This is a genomic window from Arenibacter catalasegens, from assembly GCF_002909235.1.
GTDB lineage: Bacteria > Bacteroidota > Bacteroidia > Flavobacteriales > Flavobacteriaceae > Arenibacter > Arenibacter catalasegens.
On the sequence record NZ_PHQQ01000032.1, the window covers coordinates 42,220 to 65,069 of the forward strand.

Consider the following 22,850-nt stretch of genomic DNA (forward strand, 5'->3'; position numbering starts at 1 on the left):
AGGGTAAGTGATTAGGTGTTCATCTGGCATTACCCCTTAATAACATTTTCGATATCTTCGTTCAAGTTATTAGGCATTTTAAAGTCCAAATAAAAATTCAAATTTTAATAATTTAAGGTAAATGGAAATTTTAGATTGGATACAGAAATGGTTTAAGGATAATTGTGATGGGGAATGGGAACATGGCACAGGTATCCAAATAACCACTCTAGACAATTCAGGGTGGGATGTAGAAATTGACATTTCGTAAACTTCTATAGCAAATACTAATATAAATTGGATTCTTAACGAAAATGGAAAACAAGATTGGTATGGTGTGAAAATTGAGAATCAAAAATTTAATACTGCAGTTGATTCCGGAAAACTAAAATTTCTATTAGGCTTATTTAAAGAGATGATAGAGAAACTCGAAAATTAATACAATTGTTAACAAAGAACTGTGCTTCACCAAAGTTCAAACAAAGGATAGTTTTTCCCTTGCCCCTGCGGAAGTTAAAAAACACTCAACTCCAAAACCACCTTAGCGGACAAAATCCGCCAATCCGCATCCAGGGTCATTCCGTTTCTGGTTTTTTAACCCCCTCGGAACCGCTCAAAAGAACAAACGGCAAAAAAAGCCGCTTGCCCTTTCCTTTCCCTACCCACAAAAAACTTGGATATTTCCATGATTCCTTAATTTTTTCAATACCATATTGGACCAGACAAACTTTCTGTCTGCACCCATTTATACTGATATGGCTTCATATGTTTTAAGAGGTTAAATTATTGATTATAAGATAGTTATATGTAATATTAATCAACTACATTTATCTTTGAAAAAGATAGCAAGTTGTATTCTAAGTAACTTAGAATTGTCTACTTCTGACGAAGTGTTTGCCTAAAAGGTCAAAGAAAATGGAACAACGGAAAAGAGGCCGAAAACGATTGGGAAAAAGTAAGCGGTACCATAACATAATGCTCCGGTTCAACGATATGGAATATGAGAGACTCAAGACAATTGCCGGAACCTACAACCTGGACATTTCGCAGCGGGGCGTGATAAGCCCCCTTCTGAGAAGGTTGGTATTGGACAGGGAATCGGAGGAAAAGGAACGGCTGCCGAACACCTTGGACATAGCCCACCTTATCAACAGGATAGGCAGCAACATCAACCAGTTGGTAAAACTGGCACACTTCAAGAACCAGAGAAGTCCCAACAGTAGTTTGGTAGACGAGATACAAAGGACCAATGAACTTATGGATGTACTTATCGAAATCACAAAAGAAGAACAATTGGGATGATAGGAAGGATAGGATATGGGGAAAGCTGTCAGGGAATGCTGAACTATGTCTTCGGCAAGGAAGGTATGCGCATACTCGGTTATGGGAATATGTACTCACAGTACATATCACATAAATTCTTCGGTAGCGTACTCCATTTCCAGGGGCAACGTAATGCCACCAAGAACCGCTATGTCCATATTACCCTAAACCTTCCCCTAGGGGAACACCTGGATGACAATACCTTCCAAGCAGTATCAAGGGAATATATGGAGCAAATGGGCTACGGGGAACAGCCCTATGTAATGGTAAGGCACACCGATACCGGCCATGAGCATGTCCATATAATTACGACCAATGTGGACAATGATGGAAAGGTCCTCGGAATCTTCAACAGCTACCGAAGGAATGTGGCGACCCAGCAATACCTTGAAAAAAAGTTCGGCCTATCGCCATCGCCACGGATAAAACAGCAGAGGGAACTCCCCGTCTACAGGTCGCCAGAACTACAGTTCGGCACGGACCCTGCCCAAGGGACGAAGTTCTATTTGCAGGACGTACTGAACGGCATCCTGCAGAAACACAAAGTGAGGAGTTTCGGGGAACTGGCAAAACTCGTAAAACCCTATCACATACAGGTAAGGCAAACAAAAAACATATCGGGGAGGATAGGGGTGGCCTATGGCCTGGACAATCAAAAGGGCTATAGGACCCGGTTCATCAACGGCTCCACCGTGCACCGAAGCTTGAGCGGCCCCAAACTACAAAAAAATTTCGAGGCCAATTCAAAATCGAAGCTACTTCCGATGCACCGCAAGCGTTTGATGAAACAAATAGAAACTACCTATGGTCTTTTCAAGTCCATCTGTCCACACGAACTACCAGAAGTACTCAAGGAATATCAGGATATCGACATCAAACTGGACAGAAAAGGGGATGCCATCAAGGGATATAGCATCTATGACAGATCTGGATATGTATTCACGGAAAGGGAGCTGGGGCAATACATCAGGATGGAGAAACGACCCAAAATTTTCGGAAATGGAATCGAAAATACCGAAATTGATACCGACAGCAAACAGTTCGGAATAGAGATCCAAAAACTGATAAAGGAGGCATTCCAAACAACCTATCTTAAATCCCCAAAACGGGAGGGACTGCTCTCGGAAAGTATTATGACCAAAAATCTAATGGATATCCTTCCGTTTATTATAGACTCAAAAATCCACATATTCTTTGAACGCTATCTACCAGGGGCTCAAAAAAAATTGCTGCCGGAAATACTTAAACGAGAGTTCCCAACGGTAAGGGATAGATTGTTCCAATTGGAGACCAAGAAGGAAATAGAAACCTTGAAAGGTAAGTTCAACCTTATCGGCAAGGTATTGGAAAAGGGCATTTTCGATGTTGGGATGGAAAAGGGAAGCGTCCGGCTTTTATTCCAAGCTTTGGGTGTAAAGTATCACGATAACCAGTTGTCTTTTGCCAATTCGAACAGGCATAAGGTCCCCGTTCGTTTGGGCGAACTGCCCTTTTCCAAGGCCATGGAGGAATATGTGTCCGCTGGATTTGTACGTCAAAATCATTCGGTGCTGGAACTATTAACGGCACAGAATTCCAATAACAGCACTAAGCTGACGGCATCTGCCATTTTTCTTCCCATGGTATTTCCGAAACTTTATCAAACAATGGCACCGATGTATAGGCAACGGTACGAGAGTGCGGCATTGGGTTCTTACCTAAAATATGCCGAACGCATGCACGCACCCTATGAAAAATCACCGAAAGACTATATCGCTTTTTTCAACGCCAAAGGGTTCTGTTTTACCAGAACGGAAAATGATTTCGAAGTCAAATCCATTTATACGGACAACGGAACTAGTTATACGCTGTCTAAAAAGACAGGCCTTTATTTGAACTCCATTCCCGATATAACTAAACTATTAGAGGAACAATATACCGTCATCGGCGGACTTGTTAAAGATGGTAGAGATAATCTAAAAAACCTATGGGCGGGCCATTTAATGGAAAGGGAGATGTACGATAGGGTAGCTTTTATGTTGACGGAGGAAAAGGTTTATCCCAACCTGCATCCAGAGATGGTGCAGCACCATATGGACAGCGGACTTCGTAAAAGTTTGGACGAAGCAATCAAAAGGCAATCCAGTATCCAACAAAACCGTTTGATCAGAAAAGGTGTTTATGCCATCAGTTCATTATTGGGCAATCGGGGCAAAGGACAAGAAGAGGTCTATAACGGGTTCAAGGATGAAATGACTGATTATTCTAAGAAAAAGGGTAGGGGACTTTCGTTTTAGAACTCAAAAAAGTGATTTAGTAATTGGATTTAGCACTCTATGGGGTACTTTTTTATGGATAGGGAGTAAAAAGAAAGTTAAAACCTTGCTAAGGTAAAGTATGATATAGTGTTTCACTAAATGAAAATAGAAACCTAGTCTATGAATTTTAGCCCGAGACAGCTAATAACAATTAGAATGAAGGAACAAAAAGGCAAAGGAAAAATACGATTTGTTGTACCTATGTTGTACCAAGTACTTTTTTTCGAATGAAAAAGCCGAGGCAAAACCTCGGCTATCTCCCTTGTACTCGAGGCGGGACTTGAACCCGCACGGACTAATGTCCATTGGATTTTAAGTCCAACGTGTCTACCAATTCCACCACTCGAGCCTAGCTGCTCTGTGCAGTAGCATTTTTACAATGGAGCGAAAAACGGGATTCGAACCCGCGACCTCCACCTTGGCAAGGTGGCGCTCTACCAACTGAGCTATTTTCGCAATTTAAAATGAACGTGCATCCTTTTCAGGATGCGGGAGCAAATTTAATATAATTCTATAAAAAGCAAAGAACTTTTCGCTAAAAAGAATCAAAATATTTATAATATGCCCAAGGTGAATATATTAGAAAGGAATTATGAGCGATACGGCCTTTTGGTACAACTCCTAGGCATTTTTCTTTTTGGTGAGCAAACGCTTAATTTCGTTAAGTTTCATCAAGGCTTCAACAGGGGTTAAGGTGTTGATATCCAAGTGTGTAATTTCCTCTTTTATCTGTTCCAATAATGGATCGTCCAAATTAAAAAAGCTAAGCTGCATTTCATTTTGTACCAATTGTAATTTATCGGTGAGTTCTTCGCTGGAATGTGATTTTTCCAGCTTCTTAAGAATTTTGTTGGCTTTATGGATGACTTGCTGTGGCATGCCGGCCATTTTGGCCACGTGTATCCCAAAACTATGCTCACTGCCCCCAGGGGTCAATTTTCTTAAAAAGAGGACATTGTCTTTTAATTCTTTTACTGATACGTTGAAATTTTTAATGCGACTAAATGTAGAGGTCATTTCATTTAGCTCGTGGTAATGCGTCGCAAATAAGGTCTTTGCCCGCGCCGGGTGCTCATGAAGGTATTCCGAAATGGCCCAGGCAATAGAGATACCATCATAGGTACTAGTGCCACGTCCTATTTCGTCCAATAGGACCAAACTGCGTTCGGAGAGATTGTTAAGAATGGAGGCGGTTTCGTTCATCTCCACCATAAAAGTAGATTCTCCCATGGAAATGTTGTCACTGGCACCTACACGTGTAAATATTTTATCCACATAACCAATTTTTGCGGAATCGGCCGGTACAAAACTGCCCATTTGAGCCAACAAAACAATTAGCGCCGTTTGCCTTAAAATGGCCGATTTACCACTCATGTTGGGACCGGTAATCATGATTATTTGTTGCTCGTCCCTATTTAAGTTTACATCGTTGGCAATATAGGCCTCTCCCAAGGGCAATTGCTTTTCAATTACTGGATGCCTGCCTCCAATAATGGATAGTTCGGTGGAATCATCCATGTCCGGAGAAACATAATTGTTTTCCTTGGCCAATTGGGTAAATCCACAAAGACAGTCCAGTTGGGCTATTTGATAAGCATTATTTTGTACTGGGGCAATATATTCCTGCATCCAAACTACCAATTGGGAGAACAACTGTTGCTCCAAACTTAGAATTCGCTCTTCCGCACCTAATATTTTAGCTTCATATTCTTTAAGCTCTTCGGTAATATAACGTTCGGCATTTACCAAGGTCTGCTTTCGGATCCAATCTTCGGGGACCTTGTCCTTATGGGTGTTGCGTACCTCTATATAATAACCAAAGACATTGTTGGAGGCTATTTTCAGGGAGCTAATGCCAGTGCGCTCAGTTTCCCTTTTCAGCATTTTATCCAAATAGTCTTTGCCAGAAAAAGCAAGACCTCTGAGCTCATCCAATTCGGCTGAATATCCCTTTGCAATAGTACTGCCTTTTAGCATGTTGACAGGAGCCTCCTCACTGATCATTTCTTTGACCTTGGCTCTTAACATATCACAGGTATGTAACTGATCCCCAATAAGGTTTAGGGCTTCGTTTTTACTTTGGGTGGTGATTTGTTTTATGGGTACAATGGCCTCCAAGGAATTTTTAAGCTGAACCACTTCCTTGGGATTTATTTTTCCCGTGGCCACTTTGGAAATTAACCGTTCCAAATCCCCGATCAACTTAATGCCACTTTGCAATTTATGGTGGGCAACTTCATTATCGGTAAGATGGGTAATGACCTGATGTCTTCTTCGGATTTTTTCGATATTTTTCAAAGGAAGTGCCAACCACCTTTTTAGCATTCTTCCACCCATAGGCGAAATGGTTTTATCTATGACATCTATAAGCGTAACCGCATTTAGGTTGTTGGAATGGTATAGTTCCAGGTTTCTTATAGTAAACCGATCCATCCAAATGTATTCCTCTTCCGCAATACGTTGAAGGGTATTGATATGCTGTAATTGTCTGTGCTGGGTATCGGAAAGGTAATGTAACACCACCCCTGCCGCTACTATTCCATGGGATAAATGGTCTACACCGAACCCTTTTAAGCTTTTAGTTTTAAAATGATTGGTAAGTGTCTCCAGGGCATAATCATCCTGAAAGATCCAATCTTCCGTAAAAAAGGTATGGAAGTTCTTGCCAAATACTTCAAGGAATTCTTTTTTATTGGCTTTTGATACCAATACCTCGTTGGGTGAGAAATTCTGAAGTAATTTGTCTATCTGTTCTTCATTGCCTTCCGATGTTAAAAATTCTCCTGTAGATATATCTACAAAGGATATCCCCAATCGCTTTCGTCCAAAATGGACAGCACATAAAAAATTGTTGGTCTTGGCCGATAGAATATCATCGTTCATGGCCACGCCTGGGGTCACCAGTTCAGTAACACCTCTTTTAACAATGGTCTTGGTTAGTTTGGGGTCCTCCAGCTGATCGCAAATGGCAACACGTTGCCCCGCTTTTACCAATTTGGGCAAATAAGTATTTAAGGAATGGTGTGGAAAGCCGGCCAGTTCTGTTCTGTCTCCTCCGTTGTTACGATGGGTAAGGATAATGCCCAGTATTTTTGAAGCCTTTACGGCATCTTCTCCAAAAGTCTCGTAAAAATCCCCAACGCGGAACAATAATAAGGCATCAGGATATTTCACCTTAATGGTATTGTACTGCTTCATTAAAGGGGTTACCTTTTTTGTTTTTCCTGAGTCGGCCAAAGCGATTTTATTAACTTATTTTTGCATTCCTTTCTGAAACAACGAATGTAAGGTTTATCTACTGGAATGTACACTATTGTTGATATTTTGGGAATAACTTTATGTTGGTTAGAGAGGTGTTTGACTAAGATTATCGGTATTGTAAAAAGTGAATATTTAAATTTAATTGAATGCGTAAACTGGAGAATAGCGAATTGGACCGACTTAATGTGGATGAGTTTAAACAGGTGGAAAAGACTCCAATTTGCATTGTGTTGGATAATGTAAGAAGTCTTAACAATATTGGGTCCGTTTTTAGGACGGCGGATGCCTTTTTGATCGAGAAAATCTACCTGTGTGGCATTACTGCAACCCCGCCTCATAAGGAAATTCATAAGACGGCCCTGGGGGCAACAGATAGTGTTGCCTGGGAATATCGTGAAAACGCAAGGGATTTGTTGGAGGAATTAAAGAAGAACGAATATACTACGCTTTCTGTGGAACAGGCGGAAAATGCGGTTATGTTGAACGAATTCAAAGTGGATAAAAACGAAAAATATGCCTTGATTTTTGGCAATGAGGTAAAAGGGGTTTCCCAAGATGTGGTCTCAAACAGTAATGGCGTACTGGAAATTCCGCAATACGGCACCAAACATTCTTTGAACATTTCGGTAAGTGTGGGTATCGTGGTATGGGATCTCTGGGCCAAATTGAAGGCGTAAAATCAATAAAAAAGAATGCCTATATAAAACCAAAAACCCAACCTATTGGTTGGGTCGGCAATATATAGTTTGAGTTAGTTAGTTCAAAACCTAAGCGTCTTTCCATCGTAATTTTTAATGATAATTACCACTCAAAACCGCTTTCTTGGAGGCGCAAGTAAATAAATTGATTTGTTCTGTGCAAGTAATATGTGAAAATTATCTTAAAATGATAGTTTCATCGCAAATTTTTGGATTTGGTCCAATATCACCTCATAATCGTCATTGTTCTCGACAAAATCTAGTTCACTAACATCTAAAATTAGATTGTTCTGTTCTGGGAAACTTTTGAAAAAGTCGAAATACCCTCGGTTTATCTTCTCTAAATATTCAGGAGCAATATTCTGTTCGTAATCTCTTCCCCTTTGCTGTATATTTTGAAGTAAACGTTCCGTGTTTTGGTAAAGGTAGATGTACATTTTTGGTTTCTTAATCTCTTTGTGCATTAGAGTAAAGAGCTTCCGGTAAAGTTTAAACTCCTCCTCTTGCAAGGTGATCTTGGCAAAAATAAGGGATTTGTTAATGTCGTAATCGCTCACCATAAAGTTCTTGAACAGGTCATATTGTGAGGTGTCGTCCATAAATTGCTGATAGCGGTCCGCCAGAAATGACATTTCCAAAGGAAAGGCAAATCTACTCTGGTCTTCGTAAAATTTGGGCAGAAATGGGTTGTCCGCAAATCTTTCCAGCACCAATTTAGCGTTGAAATCCTGTCCTATCTTATGGGCCAATGTGGTTTTGCCAGCACCAATATTTCCTTCAATGGCTATATAATGCAATTGGGAGAAAAGTTGTGATCTGGTAGGGTATAAGGTATGTTCGGTTCGGGTAATATTGCTTTTGTCCTTGCATTCTTGTAATAGGTTTCTAGTATCCTTGTTTAAGATAGGGTGATAGAACTGTGGGGCTATATCCGCCAGTGGCTTGAGTACAAACCTTCTCAATTGCAGGTTGGGGTGTGGTATGGTCAGGGCCTCGGTTTTAATTATTTCCCTATCATAATATAAAATATCGATATCTACGGTCCTGGAAGCGTAACCAGTTCCTTGATTGCGCTCCCTACCCAACCTAGTTTCGATTTTCAATAAGTTTTCCAATAAAACCAATGGCGTTAGGGAGGTTTCTACAGCAATGCAGCCATTGTAAAAATCTTCACCCTCAAAACCCCATGCCGGTGTTTGGTAGATCGGTGATATCTTAACAACTCTTCCAATAGTGGCTTGGATCAAAAACACCACCTCCTGTAGGTGGTTTAGTTTGTCCCCTAAATTACTTCCAAGTGAAAGATATGTTGTTACAGTCTTTTTCATAATCAGCGGGCAAAGTAAACAAAAGAAATTTACTTCATAAAGGGAAATAACAAAAACACGGGTAAATTTTATAGGACTTATTCAAGTTACTAATTCTAATGGCTCTTAGGGATATAATTCAATATTTATAATTGCATAAATTCCACTTTGGCTATCTTTGTTGGTTATTAGCAATACTTATATCGAATGAACTTTTTAAGAAATTTATTAGCGGCAATTATTGGTTGCCTCATTGCCTTTGGAATTGTGTTTGTAATGTTCCTGGTTTTGGCAGCCCTCATAGGAAGAGGTGAAGATACAGTGGTAGTCAAGAATAATTCCGTATTGGAAATTCAATTACAAACCCCGATCAACGATTATGTAGGGATGGACGAAAGCAATCCTTTTGCGGGGCTTTTTAATGTAAATCAAGGATTGGACGATATTTTGCATGCCATTCGTGTAGCCAAGGACGATAACAAGATAAAAGGGATAAGCCTAAATAATAATGTGATTATGGCTGGTTTATCACAAACCAAAGCAATACGTGATGCGCTGTTGGACTTCGAAAGTAGTGGGAAATTCATATACGCCTTTGGAGATTTTTACACCCAGAAAGATTATTATTTAGCCAGTGTTGCTAAGGAAGTATATCTTAATCCTGTGGGAGACTTGGATTTTAAAGGACTTTCTACTGAAGTGTTATTTTTTAAGGAACTTCAGGAAAAGACCGGCATTAAAATGGAGGTAATTCGCCATGGGAAATACAAAAGTGCTGTTGAACCTTTTTTGGCAAACGAAATGAGTGATGCCAATAGGACACAGATCAAGGAGTTACTGGACGCCTTATGGAATTCCATGCTTACTAATATTTCTGATAGTAGGGATATTTCCATGGAAAGTTTAAACCTAATAGCGGATACCTTAGGCACCAGAAAACCAAAATATGCAGTTTTGTCTGGATTGATTGATGATGTGGTGTTCTTTGATGAATATGAATCAAAAATCAAGAAGGCATTGGAGATCGAGGATGATAAAGATATTAACTATGTTGCCATATCGGACTACATTAGGACAGCCAACAGGATAAAAATTAAAAGCGGTGAAGATAAGATAGCTGTGATTTATGCTCAGGGTGAAATATGGTACGGTGAGGGCGGCTCGGATGTAATTGGTCAAGGAATTATTAATGATGCGCTCAAAAAAGCTAGGGAAGATGATGAAGTTAAAGCGATAGTGCTTCGGGTAAATTCTCCAGGAGGTAGTGCGTTGGCTTCCGATATTATCTGGCGCGAAATTGAAATTACCAAGGCGTCTAAACCAGTGTTGGTATCTATGGGCGATGTTGCTGCTTCTGGGGGGTACTACATAGCCGCCGGAGCCGATAAAATTTTTGCTGAACCCACCACCATTACGGGGTCTATTGGTGTTTTTGGTACAGTGCCCAATATTAGTGAACTGGCCAAGAATATGGGTGTAAATGCAGAACAAGTGGGGACCAACAAAAACTCGGTGGAGTATTCCCTATTTGAACCAATGAACGATAATTTTAGAAATAATGTGCTAGAGGGGATAGAGGCAACTTACGAAACGTTTTTGGAAAGGGTGGCTCAGGGCAGGGGTATTACTATGGCTCAAGCAGATAGTCTGGCCCAAGGCCGAGTATGGAGCGGGGTAGATGCTAAACGATTGGGATTGGTTGATGAACTCGGTGGACTCGATGAAGCTATTGCCGAGGCAGCCAAAATGGTGAATCTTGACAAATATGGCATTAAAAAACTTCCAAAATATAAATCTGATTTCGAGAAGTTTATGGAAGATATGGGTGGTGCCAGTGCCAAGAGCAAAGAGACCTTTATTCAGCAGGAAATTGGGTTAGAAGCCTATTCCATTCTAAAGGAAATAAAATCCGCGATGGAAAATAAAGGAGTTCAGGCCAGAATGCCTTTTACCTTGAATATCAAATAGGATTTATTAAATCGAAAATATAATTAAACCAAAAAAGACCGTCCAAAAACAATTGGGCGGTCTTTTTTAATTCTAGATCATCGGTTTTAATAACTAAACCTTTCCCTGTTACCTTCGGATATCCCAATTGGCCAGTTAACCCTTTGTGGCAATTGATTTCTTAACTATTCACTGAGTTTTGTTATTCTTCAATTATCACATCTTTATGCTATTCCGGAAATAGTCTATTTGTTTTAAATTTAATATGGATTAAAACATAAAATAGGATGACTAAAACTACTTTGTTTCGTTTATTATTTATCTGTTCCTGTTTTGTTTCTTTAGGACAAAACTCAATAGATAAAATCAGGAAGGAATATGATAGTTTAACAAAAAACACAGTTTATGGCAATAATCCTGACACTGGGAAATATTATGATATTAGGGGTTTTAAAATGTATTGCGAAACGTATGGTACAGGGGAACCATTGCTTTTAATTCATGGAAATGGAGCAAGTATCAGCGCATTTGTAAAACAAATACCCTTCTTTTCAAAAAAGTATAAGGTTATTGTCGCTGATAGCAGAAATCACGGTAAGTCAGTGGATAAGTTGGATTCACTTTCCTATGAAATGATGGCCGATGATTACGCTGCCTTACTATCGCAAATGAAAATTGATTCAGCTTTTGTTTTGGGTTGGAGTGACGGAGGTGTAAATGGGTTGCTAATGGCGATCAGGCACCACGAAAAAGTAAAAAAATTGGTTATAACAGGAGCCAACCTGCAATCGGACTCATCGGCAGTTTCGCCGAATGTGCTTCAAAGGGCAACAAAAACCTATAATATGTTTAAAAAAATGTTTGCCGAAGTAGGAGCTAAAACACCCTTGGATTCTATAGTATTCAAGTATAGTAAGTTGTTGGTAGAACAGCCAAATATTACTGTGGAAGATCTGCATAAAATAACCTTACCGACCTTGGTTGTTGGAGGGGATCACGATGTCATTAGACCTAATCATACCTTAAAGATATTTCAAAATATTCCAAATGCATATTTGTGGATTTTACCCAATTCAGGGCATTATACATTGGTGACCCATACAGATGAATTTAATAAAGTTGCCGATGACTTCTTTACAACAAAATACAGGATAATTGAGGATAGGGATAGGGATTTTTAATAATTGAAAATCAGGTTTTGATTTTTGGACAACGATATTGATAATAATAAGGCCGTCCAACAAATGGTTGGACGGCCTTATTTAGTTTGGTTTAATTTATTAATTAATTTTTAACCAAGTTTATTTCTACACGTCTGTTTTCCGCACGTCCTGCTTTGTACATATTGGTAGCAATTGGTTTGCTTTCGCCGTATCCAATGGATGTTAACCTAGAGCTGTCGATTCCCTTTTCAACTAAGAAATTCTTAACCGAAAGTGCCCTTTCCTCGGAAAGTTTTTGATTGGACGGTACACTGCCTATGCTGTCGGTATGCCCTTCAACCGTAAATTTGGCATTGGGATATTCGTTAAGGATCTTAATGATGTCTACCAAGACATTGGTAGATTCTATTTTGATCGTGGCCTTTCCAGAATTGAACAAAATGGTCTTGGCGTATTCGTTTAAGGTTTTTTGGACCTCTTCAGTAAGTTCGGGACATCCTTTGTTGGCCACTGTTCCAGCTACATCAGGGCAATTGTCATCTTTATCCAATACACCGTCATCATCCGTATCAGGCCAAGGACAGCCATTATTTTCTGCTACTCCCGCTTCTTCGGGACAGTTGTCATCCTTATCCAATACACCGTCACTATCAGTATCTTCCCAAGGACAACCGTTGTTTTCCACTGGTCCTGGAACCTCAGGACAACCATCTACCTTATCCAATACGCCATCTTCGTCTTTGTCTTTTGGTCTGGATTGGTAAATTGGAATTTTTAAACCTGCATAAACATCCGCACCTTTAGATTGGTCGCTTGTTAATACTGTTAGAATAGATCCGGAACCAATATACAATGGCCCTGCCCTTAATCCAGCTCCCCACTGTACGCCTATGTTTTGGACATAGCTAACAGGAGAATAAAAACTGAACCATTTGCTTTCGAACCTAGGGGTAAGCGAAACAATGTTGGCAATACTATTGGTATTGGTATTACTTTTTGAGGTTATTGATAAATCGGTATTTAGATTCATATAAAAGTGATTGTTGATATTCCAATCAGCATTTAAATGCAAGGCTGTGGGCAAAACGGCTTTGGATGCGTTTCCAGACCTAATCTGTGTGTAAAGATTGTTTAGTTTGTCCTCAAATCCTTCTTCGTTGTCAAAATCGTCTTCGCTAATAGAATTGGTAATGTCATAAGCCTCTTCGGTCCCTTTATATTTAAGGCTACCTAGGTCCGTTAAGGATAGTCCAAATTTCAATTTGTATTTGTTAATGTCTTTGGGAGCGTAGGGATTGCCATCCTTATCCATCACCGTATAGTCCGCAAAATTTGGGCGCCATTCGTAAACAAAACCTAGGTCTACCCCAAAGCCGTCCGCACTTTTAACAAATTCGTAGTCTTCAAAATCGTTCGTTATGTTGTCACTGTTGCCATAGGATATTTCACCTTGGGAATCAATGCTTCCCGTAGTTCCGGAACCGTCAGCGTCATAATCTATAATTATATTCTTTCCACTGGAATAAGCGTTGCCATAACCCATTAAGTATTTTAAGGAGATACCTCCCTTAAGAAAATGTTGTTCCTCGTTCATAAGCACTGTGGCATAGGTAATCCCTGTTTCTGCCCAAGCATTGGCGCTCATCTGATAATCGCCTTCATTTACGTTGAAATCCTCATTTTCATCGAACTCATTGGAAATATTATCATAGGTATCTCCGTTTATTTCGTTGACATTGAAAAATACCCTACCTCTGGTAAAAACAGCTAATGAATTTTTAGAGTTGATGTTGAACAAGAATGATGGTCCCAAAATATCAACATTGCCATAAGCGTTATTTGCATTTTTGGGCGATTTTGTTCCATCATCATCAAAATCAAAACTGTCTTTAAAAATATCGCCAAATTTTGCACTGTAATAGTCGTTTCCTATTAATCCACTAACCCCTATAAGGTTTATGTCCGTTTTAAATCTAGAGTCCACTATATTGGCCGGGTTGGACATTAGCCCATGCACCCCATTGTAATTGTCAGTACCTAGTCCAATATAAGACTGACCCTTTACTACTGCGGTTATTAGAATTAGGAATGCTACTAAAATACTTTTGTTCATGCTTAAAAATTTTGTTTATTTCTTTTTTATTGTTAATCGATTCTTGTTCCCTTAAATTTGATTTTTTTTCAAGAATCAAAGTGTAGAAACGTTTTTATTGGAATTAAATTATAATATGTTAAAATATTTTATTGTTGTATGGAGAATTCAGTCTTAAAGGATGAGGATAAAAAGCTAGCTTTTAAGATTTACCTCTATTTGGGAGCTTTGTTCATTACCTCTTTGGTGGTTTCCAATTTAATTTTTCAAAAGTTTTTTTATTGGAAGCCTTTTGGGGATGTTACGGTTTTGGGAGCGTCGCTTTTTGAAATTTCTGTGGGCATTTTACCCTATCCCTTAACGTTTTTGATTACGGATCTGATATCGGAAATTTATGGCAGAAAAAAAGCAAACCAGATTGTAACCGCAGGAATTTTTGCGTCCTTTTTTTCAATGGGAATCGTTCTGTTGGCCAATAGTGTTCCCGCACTACCAAACTCACCAGTCAACGATGAGGTATTTAACCATGTTTTTGCATTATCCCCTATTGCTGTTTTAGCCTCAATGTTGGCTTATCTTTTTGCCCAATATATAGATATCGGTATCTATCATTTTTGGAAAAGAATAACGCATGGGAAACACTTATGGCTTCGTAATAATTTCTCGACTTTTCTCTCCCAATTTATAGATACGTTTACGGTAGTGGGGCTTCTGTGTGTTTTTAAAGTACTGCCATGGTCTATGTTTTACGGACTAGTTATCAGCGGTTTTATTTTTAAGATAATTGTGGCCTTCTTCGACACCCCTTTTCTATATTTTTTCGTATATCTATTTAGAAAGCGGTTTAATTTGAAAGTAAACCAGGAAATTGACCTTGAAGCATAATAAAATCACCTTTTTGTTGTTCTTAACGAAGAACCCAATAGTTCAATTTTGATAAAGCGTTGTAATGGTGATGGCCAAGGCCTAAACTGTTTTTCCTTTCTATGTTAAATATTATTTAAACTATATGGAAATTGGGCTTGGACTTGTCTATTTATTGTAGAATTGCGTCAAAATTTTAATGCATATGTTTAATGAAATAGCCCCGTTTTAAGTAATATTGGGCGATTTGGTTTAGATAAAGGATATCGTAGAAAAGGATTTGTATGCTACAGCTGGTATTTAAGGCCTTCGGGATTATCTTGAATAATGGGTTGATATACATGCAAGGCCTGGGAATTAATTACATAGACCAATAAAAAACAGGTCTTTCAGATACAAAAAAGTTTAAATAGCAACAGATGAAAAAGAAAATTTTAAAGATTGTCGGTGGGGTATTTTTGGTATTAGTTTTATTATTAATTGCTACTCCATTTTTCTTAAAGGGAAAAATTGCCGATATCATTAAGAATAAGGTAAATAATAATATTAATGCCACCTTCAATTTTTCCGATGCGGATTTAAGTCTATTTAGAAGTTTTCCAAATGCTACCGTTACTTTAAGTGATATAACACTAATTAATAAGGCACCTTTTGAGGGAGATACTCTTTTTGCTTCTAATAAGGTAACCTTGGACATGTCTATTAAGGAACTGTTTAAGGACGCAAGTGAGCCAATTGCTATAAAAAGTCTAATCCTTGATGGTCCATTGTTAAATGTAATAGTGGATAAGGAAGAAAAGGCAAACTATGATATCGCCATTAATGACGGTTCTTCTCCAGTGGATACAGCGTCTACTGATAGCGGTTTCTCATTATCAATGGAATCTTATGGCATTAATAATGCAACTATAAATTACAATGACCTTTCTAGCGGTATGTTTTTTGCAATTTCTGAAATGAACCACAAGGGAAAGGGCGATCTCTCCTTGGAAAATTCTGAGTTGGATACAGAAACCAGTGGTTTGGTTTCATTTGAAATGGATAGCACAAAATATTTGAATAAAAATCCAGTGCAATTGAAGGCACTTATTGGGGTTGATTTAAAGGAAAATAAATATTCCTTTTTAAAGAATGAGGCCATGGTAAATCAATTGGCCTTAGTATTTGATGGCTTTGTGAAATTGAATGAAGATAACCAAGAGGTAAACATTTCTTTTAAAACGGTGTCTTCAGACTTTAAAAACTTCTTAGCGGTTATCCCAGCGGCATATTCCAAAAATATAGAACAGGTGTCAACTAGCGGAAATTTTACGGTTGCGGGTGAGTTTAAGGGCATTGTGGACGAAGATCATATTCCACAGTTTAAAATTGATATCAATTCGGATAACGCTTCCTTTAAATATCCCGATTTGCCAAAATCGGTTAGAAATGTTTTTATAGATACAGAAATTTCCAATAATACTGGAATTGTAGAAGATACCTATGTGGATATCCGCAGATTATCCTTTATGATAGACGAAGATAAGTTTAATATGGTAGCCAAAATAAGTGAGCTTATGGGCAATACCAAGGTGAGCGCCAAGATAGATGGAAAGATGAATTTGGCAAATATCTCCAAAGCTTATCCGGTACCGGCCGATTTAAATTTAAAGGGAATCTTAAATGCGGATATTTCCACGGCTTTCGATATGGCATCCATTGAAAAGAAGAAGTATGAGAATACGAAGACCAATGGCACCTTAAATTTAAAGGACTTTGAGTATAAATCCGATGAATTTCCCAATCCTATTATTTTAAAAAATACATCAGTCACATTTAATCCAACTACGGTAACCCTTAACAAATTGGAAGGGGCAACGGGCAAGACCGATTTTGATGCTTCGGGAACCATCAACAACCTGCTGGGGTTTATGTTCAATAATGAAAATGTGGAGGGCAACTTCAATCTAAGGTCCAATACTTTTGCCATTAACGATTTTATGGTGGCTGAAACGGCTACGGAGAACCTTGGGGGAGGAAAAGAGGCACCAACTAAATCCACCGAAGAAAAAATTAAGATACCTTCTTTTTTGGATTGTACCATAAATGCTACCGCCAACACTGTGATTTACGACAACCTTACCTTGAAGGATGTGAAGGGTACGCTTCAAATAAAGGATGAGAAGGCGATACTAACCAATATGACATCTTCAATATTTGATGGTAAATTGGCATTGAACGGGGAAGTGTCCACCAAGGAGGCCACACCTACTTTTGCTATGAAATTAGGGATGGCAAGTTTTAAGATTGCAGAGACTTTCGAGGCTTTGGAAATGTTTAGGACATTGGCGCCTATTGCAAAAATCCTTCAAGGAACCTTAAATTCGGATGTGCAGATATCAGGAAGTTTAAAAGATGATTTTACGCCCAATTTAAATACCATTTCGGGTAATATTTTGGCAGAATTATTGACGAATCAAATCGATGCAAATAGTGCTCCATTAATTTCTCAACTTGACAGTAAATTGAGTTTTTTAAATTTGGAAAAATTGAATTTAAAAGATTTGAAAACGGCTTTGACTTTCGAGGACGGTGTGGTAAAGGTAAAACCGTTTACTATTAAATATCAGGATTTTGCCATAAATGTAGCCGGTAGCCATACTTTCGATCAAAAACTGAACTACGCAGCCACTATTGAAGTACCTGCCAAATATTTAGGAAAGGATATTGCCAATTTAATTGCCAGAATTGATGAAAAATCTTTGGAGAATTTGACCATTCCTGTAACAGCAAATATAGGAGGAGGTTATAGTAGTCCTACTGTGACTACGGACCTTACTTCAGGCATAAAAAATTTAACGGCTCAACTTATTGAAGTTGAAAAACAAAAATTAATTAATAAAGGAAAGGATAAGGCGAAGGATTTTATTGGGGATCTTATCACCAAAAACCAACAGGCCACGGATTCCACCAAAAAGAAAAATCAAGAGAGCGCCAAAGATGTTATTGGAGGTCTTTTGGGTGGAACAACCAAAAAAGCTGATTCTACAGGGAAAACGGATACTACGGCCATAGCGAAAAAAGAAGCCCAGAAAGAAGTTGCCAAAAAAATAATAGGAGGACTTTTTGGTAAAAAAAAGGAGGCAGAAAAGGAGAAAGATAGCGTGCAATAATCTAATGCTGTATGGCTACAACTCTAAAAGTGCCATTAATAGTTGCAATTCAATAGGAGCATACCTATTTACTTGATGGGTATACTCCTGCGATTATTTAAATCGTTATAATTAACATTCTTATTATGGAGTTTGTCGTGGTGTTTAAATATTAGGTTGGCGACAATACATCTTCCAAAACTTTTATTAAATCATTGGGGCTTTTTAGGTAGGTTACCATATTGTCATTATCCTTAAGTTCAAAATTAATGGGACTGCCCGAAAATAGAAGGGGTGTTTTGGACTCGGATGATAATTTAAAAACTTTTTCTTCAACTATTGAGGGTGTTGTAGTAACAAAAAAGGTAAGGAGGTAATTTGGTTTTACCAACTCTGCCATGGTTTTTACGTTGTCATGGGGCACATTTTGTCCAAGATAAAAAACTCTCCACCCTAGTTTTTTAGCAATAAAGTCAGACAATAATAAACCTATTTCATGACTTTCACCTTCAGCTAAAAACAATATTATCTTTGGAGCATTTTCTGGAGCAATCGGTAATAGATCTATAGCAGAACATATTTTTTGTCGAATTAAGTTTGATACAAAATGTTCCTGTGCCGGCATAATCTTATTGATGCCCCACAGAACCCCCACCTTGTGCAGAAATGGATAAATAACGTCGGTGAAAGTGGACAATATGCCATTTTTGATAATTTGGGACTTAATTATATTGTCAAATTCTTGTTCGTCCAAATTAATCATACTTAATATCAAGGCCTTAACTTCCTCGTCTTGGTTAGAATCGATCAAAGCCTCTGAAACCATTCTGTGGATATCGTCGTCGGACATCTTGCCTATGGCTGATAATCGAACACCTTGATTTCTTAAGATGCTTATGTTTAATAGCTTTTTTAATTGACTGTCCGAATAAAATCGAATATTGGTATCTGTTCTTTCTGGAACTAAAAAATCATATCTACTCTCCCATTTTCTCAGGGTATGAGAAGTAATACCTGTTAGGGAAACTATTTGTGCCATGGAGTACCTGCTCATCCTAATGTCTAAGAAATTTTCAAGTAAAGTTAAACAAAAATTCTAATGACCAATGGGTGGTTGAATATTTTTGTCTAATTATTTATATGAAAAAGTTGTACAAAACAAAATAATTATTATATTTGTCGAACTATACACATAAAAACATTAGACATGAAAAAATTTAGTATTTACTTTTTAGCATTAATCAGTTCTATGTTACTTGTTGTATCATGTAGTAATGATGACGATAATGACATAATTGATGAGCCCACTTTGTCTACCATAGTGGAAACAGCTCAGGACACGGATATTTTAAGTAGCTTGGTAGCTGCTTTGTCCAAGGCGGATGAGAATCCTGATTCAGATTTGATCGGGGCATTGAACGGTGAAGGAACTTTTACCGTATTTGCACCGACCAACACTGCTTTTACAGCACTTTTGGCCAGTTTAGATGGCTTTGATAGTCTGGAAGATTTTGATACTTCAGAGGAACGGGAGATTCTCGCAATGATCTTGAAATACCATGTAATTGTTGGTGCGGCCGCTAATTCTAGTTCGCTTTCCGATGGTAGTGAATTTACTACTCTGCAAGGTGAAAAGATTACGATCAGTATTGACGGTGATGTTTACGTTCAGGATCCTACCGATACGGATGCAAAAGTGGGGCCAGCAGACATTTTGGCTTCCAACGGTATTGTTCATGTAATAGACAAAGTATTGGTTCCCCAAGCGGTTTTGGACGCCTTGGAACCAGAGCCCTTACCTAATATTGTAGAATTGGCGATGGGTACCGAATTCTTATCGCTATTGGTAGGGGCCTTGGTTCAGGCCGATGCCGGTTTGGTAGACCTGTTGCAGACAGATGGTCCATTTACAGTGTTCGCACCTACGGATACTGCATTTGCAGCCCTATTGGATGCATTGGGTGATGATTACAATAGTTTGGCTGATTTTGACACTCCAGAGGAAAAAGCACTGTTGGCACAGATTTTAAAATATCACGTAGTCGCAGGAACGGCAGCTTATTCTACGGATCTGTCCAATGGACAAATGGTAGAGACCGCCCAGGGAGAATCCGTAACGGTAAATTTAACCGGGGGTGTTTTTATACAGGATAAGACCGATGTGGACGCAGCAGTTGCTCCGGCCGATATCGCAGCCGGCAACGGGGTAGTACATATTATTGATAAAGTGTTATTGCCACAGGAAGCCTTGGATGCCCTAATGCCACCAACGCCTAATATTGTAGAGTTGGCTATAGATACCGAATTCTTATCGCTATTGGTAGTGGCCTTGGTTCAGGCCGATGCCGGTTTGGTAGACCTGTTGCAGACAGATGGTCCATTTACAGTGTTCGCACCTACGGATACTGCATTTGCAGCCCTATTGGATGCATTGGGTGATGATTACAATAGTTTGGCTGATTTTGACACTCCAGAGGAAAAAGCACTGTTGGCACAGATTTTAAAATATCACGTAGTCGCAGGAACGGCAGCTTATTCTACGGATCTGTCCAATGGACAAATGGTAGAGACCGCCCAGGGAGAATCCGTAACGGTAAATTTAACCGGGGGTGTTTTTATACAGGATAAGACCGATGTGGACGCAGCAGTTGCTCCGGCCGATATCGCTGCCGGCAACGGGGTAGTGCATATTATTGATAAAGTGTTATTGCCACAGGAAGCCTTGGATGCCCTAATGCCACCAACGCCAAACATTGTAGAGTTGGCTATGGATACCGAATTTTTATCGCTATTGGTAGGAGCCTTGGTTCAAGCCGATGCCGGTTTGGTAGACCTGTTGCAAACAGATGGTCCATTTACAGTGTTCGCACCTACGGATACTGCATTTGCAGCCCTATTGGAAACATTGGGTGATGATTACAACAGTTTGGCTGATTTTGACACTACAGAGGAAAAAGCACTGTTGGCACAGATTTTAAAATATCACGTAGTCGCAGGAACGGCAGCTTATTCTATGGATCTGTCCAATGGACAAATGGTAGAGACCGCCCAGGGAGAATCCGTAACGGTAAATTTAACCGGAGGTGTTTTTATTCAGGATAAGACCGATGTGGACGCAGCAGTTGCTCCAGCCGATATCGCAGCCGACAATGGGGTGGTTCATGTGATCGATAAGGTTTTGTTACCACAGGAAGTACTTGATGCTTTAGGACACTAGAAGAGGGTTAAAAATAGTGTGCTTTAGTTTGGTTGTGAAAACTGACGGCCTATAAAGGGTCGTCGGTTTTTTATAAATAATAGGCTCCTGTACAATATCAATAAATGGATTAAAGGAGAAGGTGCATTGTGAGAAAGGGATTTTATGCTTTTTGAAAAGTAAGTAAGTAGTAACCAAACCTTTCGGCTCCAATACTTATGCTTTAGTTCTTTTGAAAATTATTATATATTTAATTTAAAATACGACAAACATTGAAAGCGCTCTTCGATTCTTCTAGTTTAAAATGCAGTAAATTGGTTACCCGTACCTATAGTACTTCATTTTCTTTGGGCATTAGATTGTTTGCTCCAAAAATAAGACCAGCTATTTACGCCATTTATGGTTTTGTTAGGTACGCCGATGAGATTGTAGATTCATTTCATGATTACGATCAAGAGGAATTGCTGACCGAATTTATCCAGGATTATAAATTGTCCTTGAAAAGAAAAATCAGTTTAAATCCAATAATGAATTCTTTTCAAGCTGTGGTGCATAAGTTTGAACTCTATGAATACGCAGATGTCTTTTTGGAGCGAATGCGATACGATTTGGAAGTATCAGAATATACGACCAAAGAGGCATATGAGAATTATATCTATGGATCGGCAGATGTGGTGGGGCTGATGTGTTTAAGGGTGTTTGTGGATAACGATAATGAAAAGTTCAATTCCCTTCAATCCTCGGCAAGATATCTGGGTTCCGCATTTCAAAAGGTTAATTTTCTTAGAGATATTAAAGAGGACCTTGAGGGTCTGGGTAGGTCATATTTTCCTAATGTTCATCAAAAGGAATTGAATGATGAGGTGAAAAAGGAAATTATTTCAGAAATTGAGCAAGACTTTGAAAAGGCCTATAAAGGCCTGATCCAATTGCCTATTGAAAGTAGGTTAGGGGTCTATATAGCTTATAAATATTATTCAAAACTTTTAAAAAAACTGAAACATACCAAATCCGAAAAAATACTGACCGATAGAATCCATATCTCCAACCCTATGAAAATGGTGATATTGGCAAAGGGGTATTTAAGGTTTAAACTAAACGCTATTTAGTAGTTGTTTTTAGAGAATTTATTTCCAATGAACACAAGCGTAAACTCCTGGTTAAAATCGTGAATTAAATTTGTATTAGTAGATGATAGTAGTATTTTATACTCTTATTACATTGGTAACTTTTGTGGTTATGGAAGTGATTACTTGGTGTACCCACAAATTTGTGATGCACGGATTTTTATGGGTTTTACATGCCGATCACCATGAGCCCAAATACCCTCATATTTTTGAAAAGAACGATACCTTTTTTGTGATCTTTGCCATTCCAAGTATTGTTCTTTTGTATTTAGGAGTAGCCCCCGCTCTCAACTATTTATTCTTTATAGGTTTGGGCATCCTGTTTTATGGTATGGCCTACTTTTTAATCTATAGAATTCCCCGAGGCTCTGCCTCGGGTGTAGCGTAATGATATGTATTTTTGTGGGTATGAGCGAACATATTCATAAAAGCCATAATAAAAGCTTGCTTTTGTATCATTTTGTT

Annotated in this window: 14 protein-coding genes, 2 tRNA genes and 1 pseudogene; 11 read left to right on the top strand and 6 right to left on the bottom strand. The window is 38.7% G+C overall.

Translation table 11 applies throughout. From position 1 onward, the window contains the following. Window positions 1-121 precede the first annotated feature (121 nt). The 3 genes and pseudogenes from CWD90_RS20265 (at window position 122) to CWD90_RS20275 (ending at window position 3,578) form a co-directional block, all read left to right on the top strand. Window positions 122-418 (top strand): annotated as a pseudogene (locus CWD90_RS20265) (immunity 53 family protein). 476 nt (window positions 419-894) lie between these two features. Next, window positions 895-1,281, top strand: a complete 387-nt coding sequence (locus tag CWD90_RS20270) for a hypothetical protein (protein WP_103477884.1) — start codon at window positions 895-897, stop codon at window positions 1,279-1,281. After that, window positions 1,278-3,578: a relaxase/mobilization nuclease domain-containing protein gene (locus CWD90_RS20275; protein ID WP_103477885.1), complete on the top strand. Its 2,301-nt coding sequence runs from the start codon at window positions 1,278-1,280 to the stop codon at window positions 3,576-3,578. The genes CWD90_RS20270 and CWD90_RS20275 overlap by 4 nt, the downstream gene beginning before the upstream one ends. 286 nt (window positions 3,579-3,864) lie before the next feature. Here CWD90_RS20275 and CWD90_RS20280 read toward each other — a convergent pair. The 3 genes from CWD90_RS20280 to mutS form a co-directional block, all read right to left on the bottom strand. Continuing rightward, window positions 3,865-3,948, bottom strand: a tRNA-Leu gene (locus CWD90_RS20280). A 31-nt stretch (window positions 3,949-3,979) separates the two neighbouring features. Next, window positions 3,980-4,055: transfer RNA gene (locus CWD90_RS20285), tRNA-Gly, on the bottom strand. 165 nt (window positions 4,056-4,220) lie between these two features. Then, a complete protein-coding gene (mutS, locus tag CWD90_RS20290; protein ID WP_103477886.1) occupies window positions 4,221-6,797 on the bottom strand; it encodes a DNA mismatch repair protein MutS in 2,577 nt (858 codons plus the stop codon). A 209-nt stretch (window positions 6,798-7,006) separates the two neighbouring features. On the opposite strand from mutS, the gene CWD90_RS20295 reads away from it, so the two are divergent. Then, window positions 7,007-7,537 carry an RNA methyltransferase gene (locus CWD90_RS20295; RefSeq protein WP_103477887.1) on the top strand — a complete coding sequence of 177 codons (531 nt, stop codon included), beginning with the start codon at window positions 7,007-7,009 and terminating at the stop codon, window positions 7,535-7,537. 203 nt (window positions 7,538-7,740) lie between these two features. Here CWD90_RS20295 and folK read toward each other — a convergent pair whose 3' ends face one another. Continuing rightward, complete coding sequence (folK, locus tag CWD90_RS20300; RefSeq protein ID WP_103477888.1) at window positions 7,741-8,886, bottom strand: 2-amino-4-hydroxy-6-hydroxymethyldihydropteridine diphosphokinase; 1,146 nt, start codon at window positions 8,884-8,886, stop codon at window positions 7,741-7,743. Window positions 8,887-9,072: 186 nt separating this feature from the next. Here folK and sppA point away from each other — a divergent pair, with 186 nt between their 5' ends. Together sppA and CWD90_RS20310 are read left to right on the top strand one after the other, a co-directional pair. Beyond that, window positions 9,073-10,833, top strand: coding sequence for a signal peptide peptidase SppA (gene sppA, locus CWD90_RS20305; RefSeq protein WP_103477889.1), 1,761 nt, complete (start codon window positions 9,073-9,075; stop codon window positions 10,831-10,833). Window positions 10,834-11,099: 266 nt separating this feature from the next. After that, complete coding sequence (locus CWD90_RS20310) at window positions 11,100-11,993, top strand: alpha/beta fold hydrolase (RefSeq protein WP_103477890.1); 894 nt, start codon at window positions 11,100-11,102, stop codon at window positions 11,991-11,993. 103 nt (window positions 11,994-12,096) lie between these two features. On the opposite strand, the gene CWD90_RS20315 is transcribed toward CWD90_RS20310, so the two are convergent. Continuing rightward, window positions 12,097-14,088: an OmpA family protein gene (locus CWD90_RS20315; protein ID WP_103477891.1), complete on the bottom strand. Its 1,992-nt coding sequence runs from the start codon at window positions 14,086-14,088 to the stop codon at window positions 12,097-12,099. 138 nt (window positions 14,089-14,226) lie between these two features. Here CWD90_RS20315 and CWD90_RS20320 point away from each other — a divergent pair, with 138 nt between their 5' ends. Both CWD90_RS20320 and CWD90_RS20325 read left to right on the top strand, forming a co-directional pair. Next, window positions 14,227-14,952: a queuosine precursor transporter gene (locus tag CWD90_RS20320; RefSeq protein ID WP_103477892.1), complete on the top strand. Its 726-nt coding sequence runs from the start codon at window positions 14,227-14,229 to the stop codon at window positions 14,950-14,952. 398 nt (window positions 14,953-15,350) lie between these two features. After that, entirely contained in the window at window positions 15,351-18,083 is a 2,733-nt protein-coding gene (locus CWD90_RS20325; RefSeq protein ID WP_103477893.1) for an AsmA family protein, read from the top strand. Window positions 18,084-18,234: 151 nt separating this feature from the next. Here CWD90_RS20325 and CWD90_RS20330 read toward each other — a convergent pair whose 3' ends face one another. Then, window positions 18,235-19,116, bottom strand: a complete 882-nt coding sequence (locus CWD90_RS20330) for a MerR family transcriptional regulator (protein ID WP_103477894.1) — start codon at window positions 19,114-19,116, stop codon at window positions 18,235-18,237. A gap of 153 nt (window positions 19,117-19,269) precedes the next feature. Here CWD90_RS20330 and CWD90_RS20335 point away from each other — a divergent pair, with 153 nt between their 5' ends. From CWD90_RS20335 to CWD90_RS20345, 3 genes are all read left to right on the top strand, one after another. Then, window positions 19,270-21,279 carry a fasciclin domain-containing protein gene (locus CWD90_RS20335; protein ID WP_103477895.1) on the top strand — a complete coding sequence of 670 codons (2,010 nt, stop codon included), beginning with the start codon at window positions 19,270-19,272 and terminating at the stop codon, window positions 21,277-21,279. Between the two features lie 251 nt (window positions 21,280-21,530). Continuing rightward, entirely contained in the window at window positions 21,531-22,367 is an 837-nt protein-coding gene (locus CWD90_RS20340) for a phytoene/squalene synthase family protein (protein WP_103477896.1), read from the top strand. 82 nt (window positions 22,368-22,449) lie between these two features. Beyond that, window positions 22,450-22,773, top strand: coding sequence for a sterol desaturase family protein (locus tag CWD90_RS20345; protein ID WP_103477897.1), 324 nt, complete (start codon window positions 22,450-22,452; stop codon window positions 22,771-22,773). Window positions 22,774-22,850 lie beyond the last annotated feature (77 nt).

Excerpts from the sequence above, each read along its gene's own strand:
- CWD90_RS20270 (WP_103477884.1), top strand. The coding sequence starts at position 895 with ATGGAACAACGGAAAAGAGGCCGAAAACGATTGGGAAAAAGTAAGCGG.
- CWD90_RS20275 (WP_103477885.1), top strand. The coding sequence starts at position 1,278 with ATGATAGGAAGGATAGGATATGGGGAAAGCTGTCAGGGAATGCTGAAC.
- mutS (WP_103477886.1), bottom strand. The coding sequence starts at position 6,797 with ATGAAGCAGTACAATACCATTAAGGTGAAATATCCTGATGCCTTATTA.
- CWD90_RS20295 (WP_103477887.1), top strand. The coding sequence starts at position 7,007 with ATGCGTAAACTGGAGAATAGCGAATTGGACCGACTTAATGTGGATGAG.
- folK (WP_103477888.1), bottom strand. The coding sequence starts at position 8,886 with ATGAAAAAGACTGTAACAACATATCTTTCACTTGGAAGTAATTTAGGG.
- sppA (WP_103477889.1), top strand. The coding sequence starts at position 9,073 with ATGAACTTTTTAAGAAATTTATTAGCGGCAATTATTGGTTGCCTCATT.
- CWD90_RS20310 (WP_103477890.1), top strand. The coding sequence starts at position 11,100 with ATGACTAAAACTACTTTGTTTCGTTTATTATTTATCTGTTCCTGTTTT.
- CWD90_RS20315 (WP_103477891.1), bottom strand. The coding sequence starts at position 14,088 with ATGAACAAAAGTATTTTAGTAGCATTCCTAATTCTAATAACCGCAGTA.
- CWD90_RS20320 (WP_103477892.1), top strand. The coding sequence starts at position 14,227 with ATGGAGAATTCAGTCTTAAAGGATGAGGATAAAAAGCTAGCTTTTAAG.
- CWD90_RS20325 (WP_103477893.1), top strand. The coding sequence starts at position 15,351 with ATGAAAAAGAAAATTTTAAAGATTGTCGGTGGGGTATTTTTGGTATTA.
- CWD90_RS20330 (WP_103477894.1), bottom strand. The coding sequence starts at position 19,116 with ATGAGCAGGTACTCCATGGCACAAATAGTTTCCCTAACAGGTATTACT.
- CWD90_RS20335 (WP_103477895.1), top strand. The coding sequence starts at position 19,270 with ATGAAAAAATTTAGTATTTACTTTTTAGCATTAATCAGTTCTATGTTA.
- CWD90_RS20345 (WP_103477897.1), top strand. The coding sequence starts at position 22,450 with ATGATAGTAGTATTTTATACTCTTATTACATTGGTAACTTTTGTGGTT.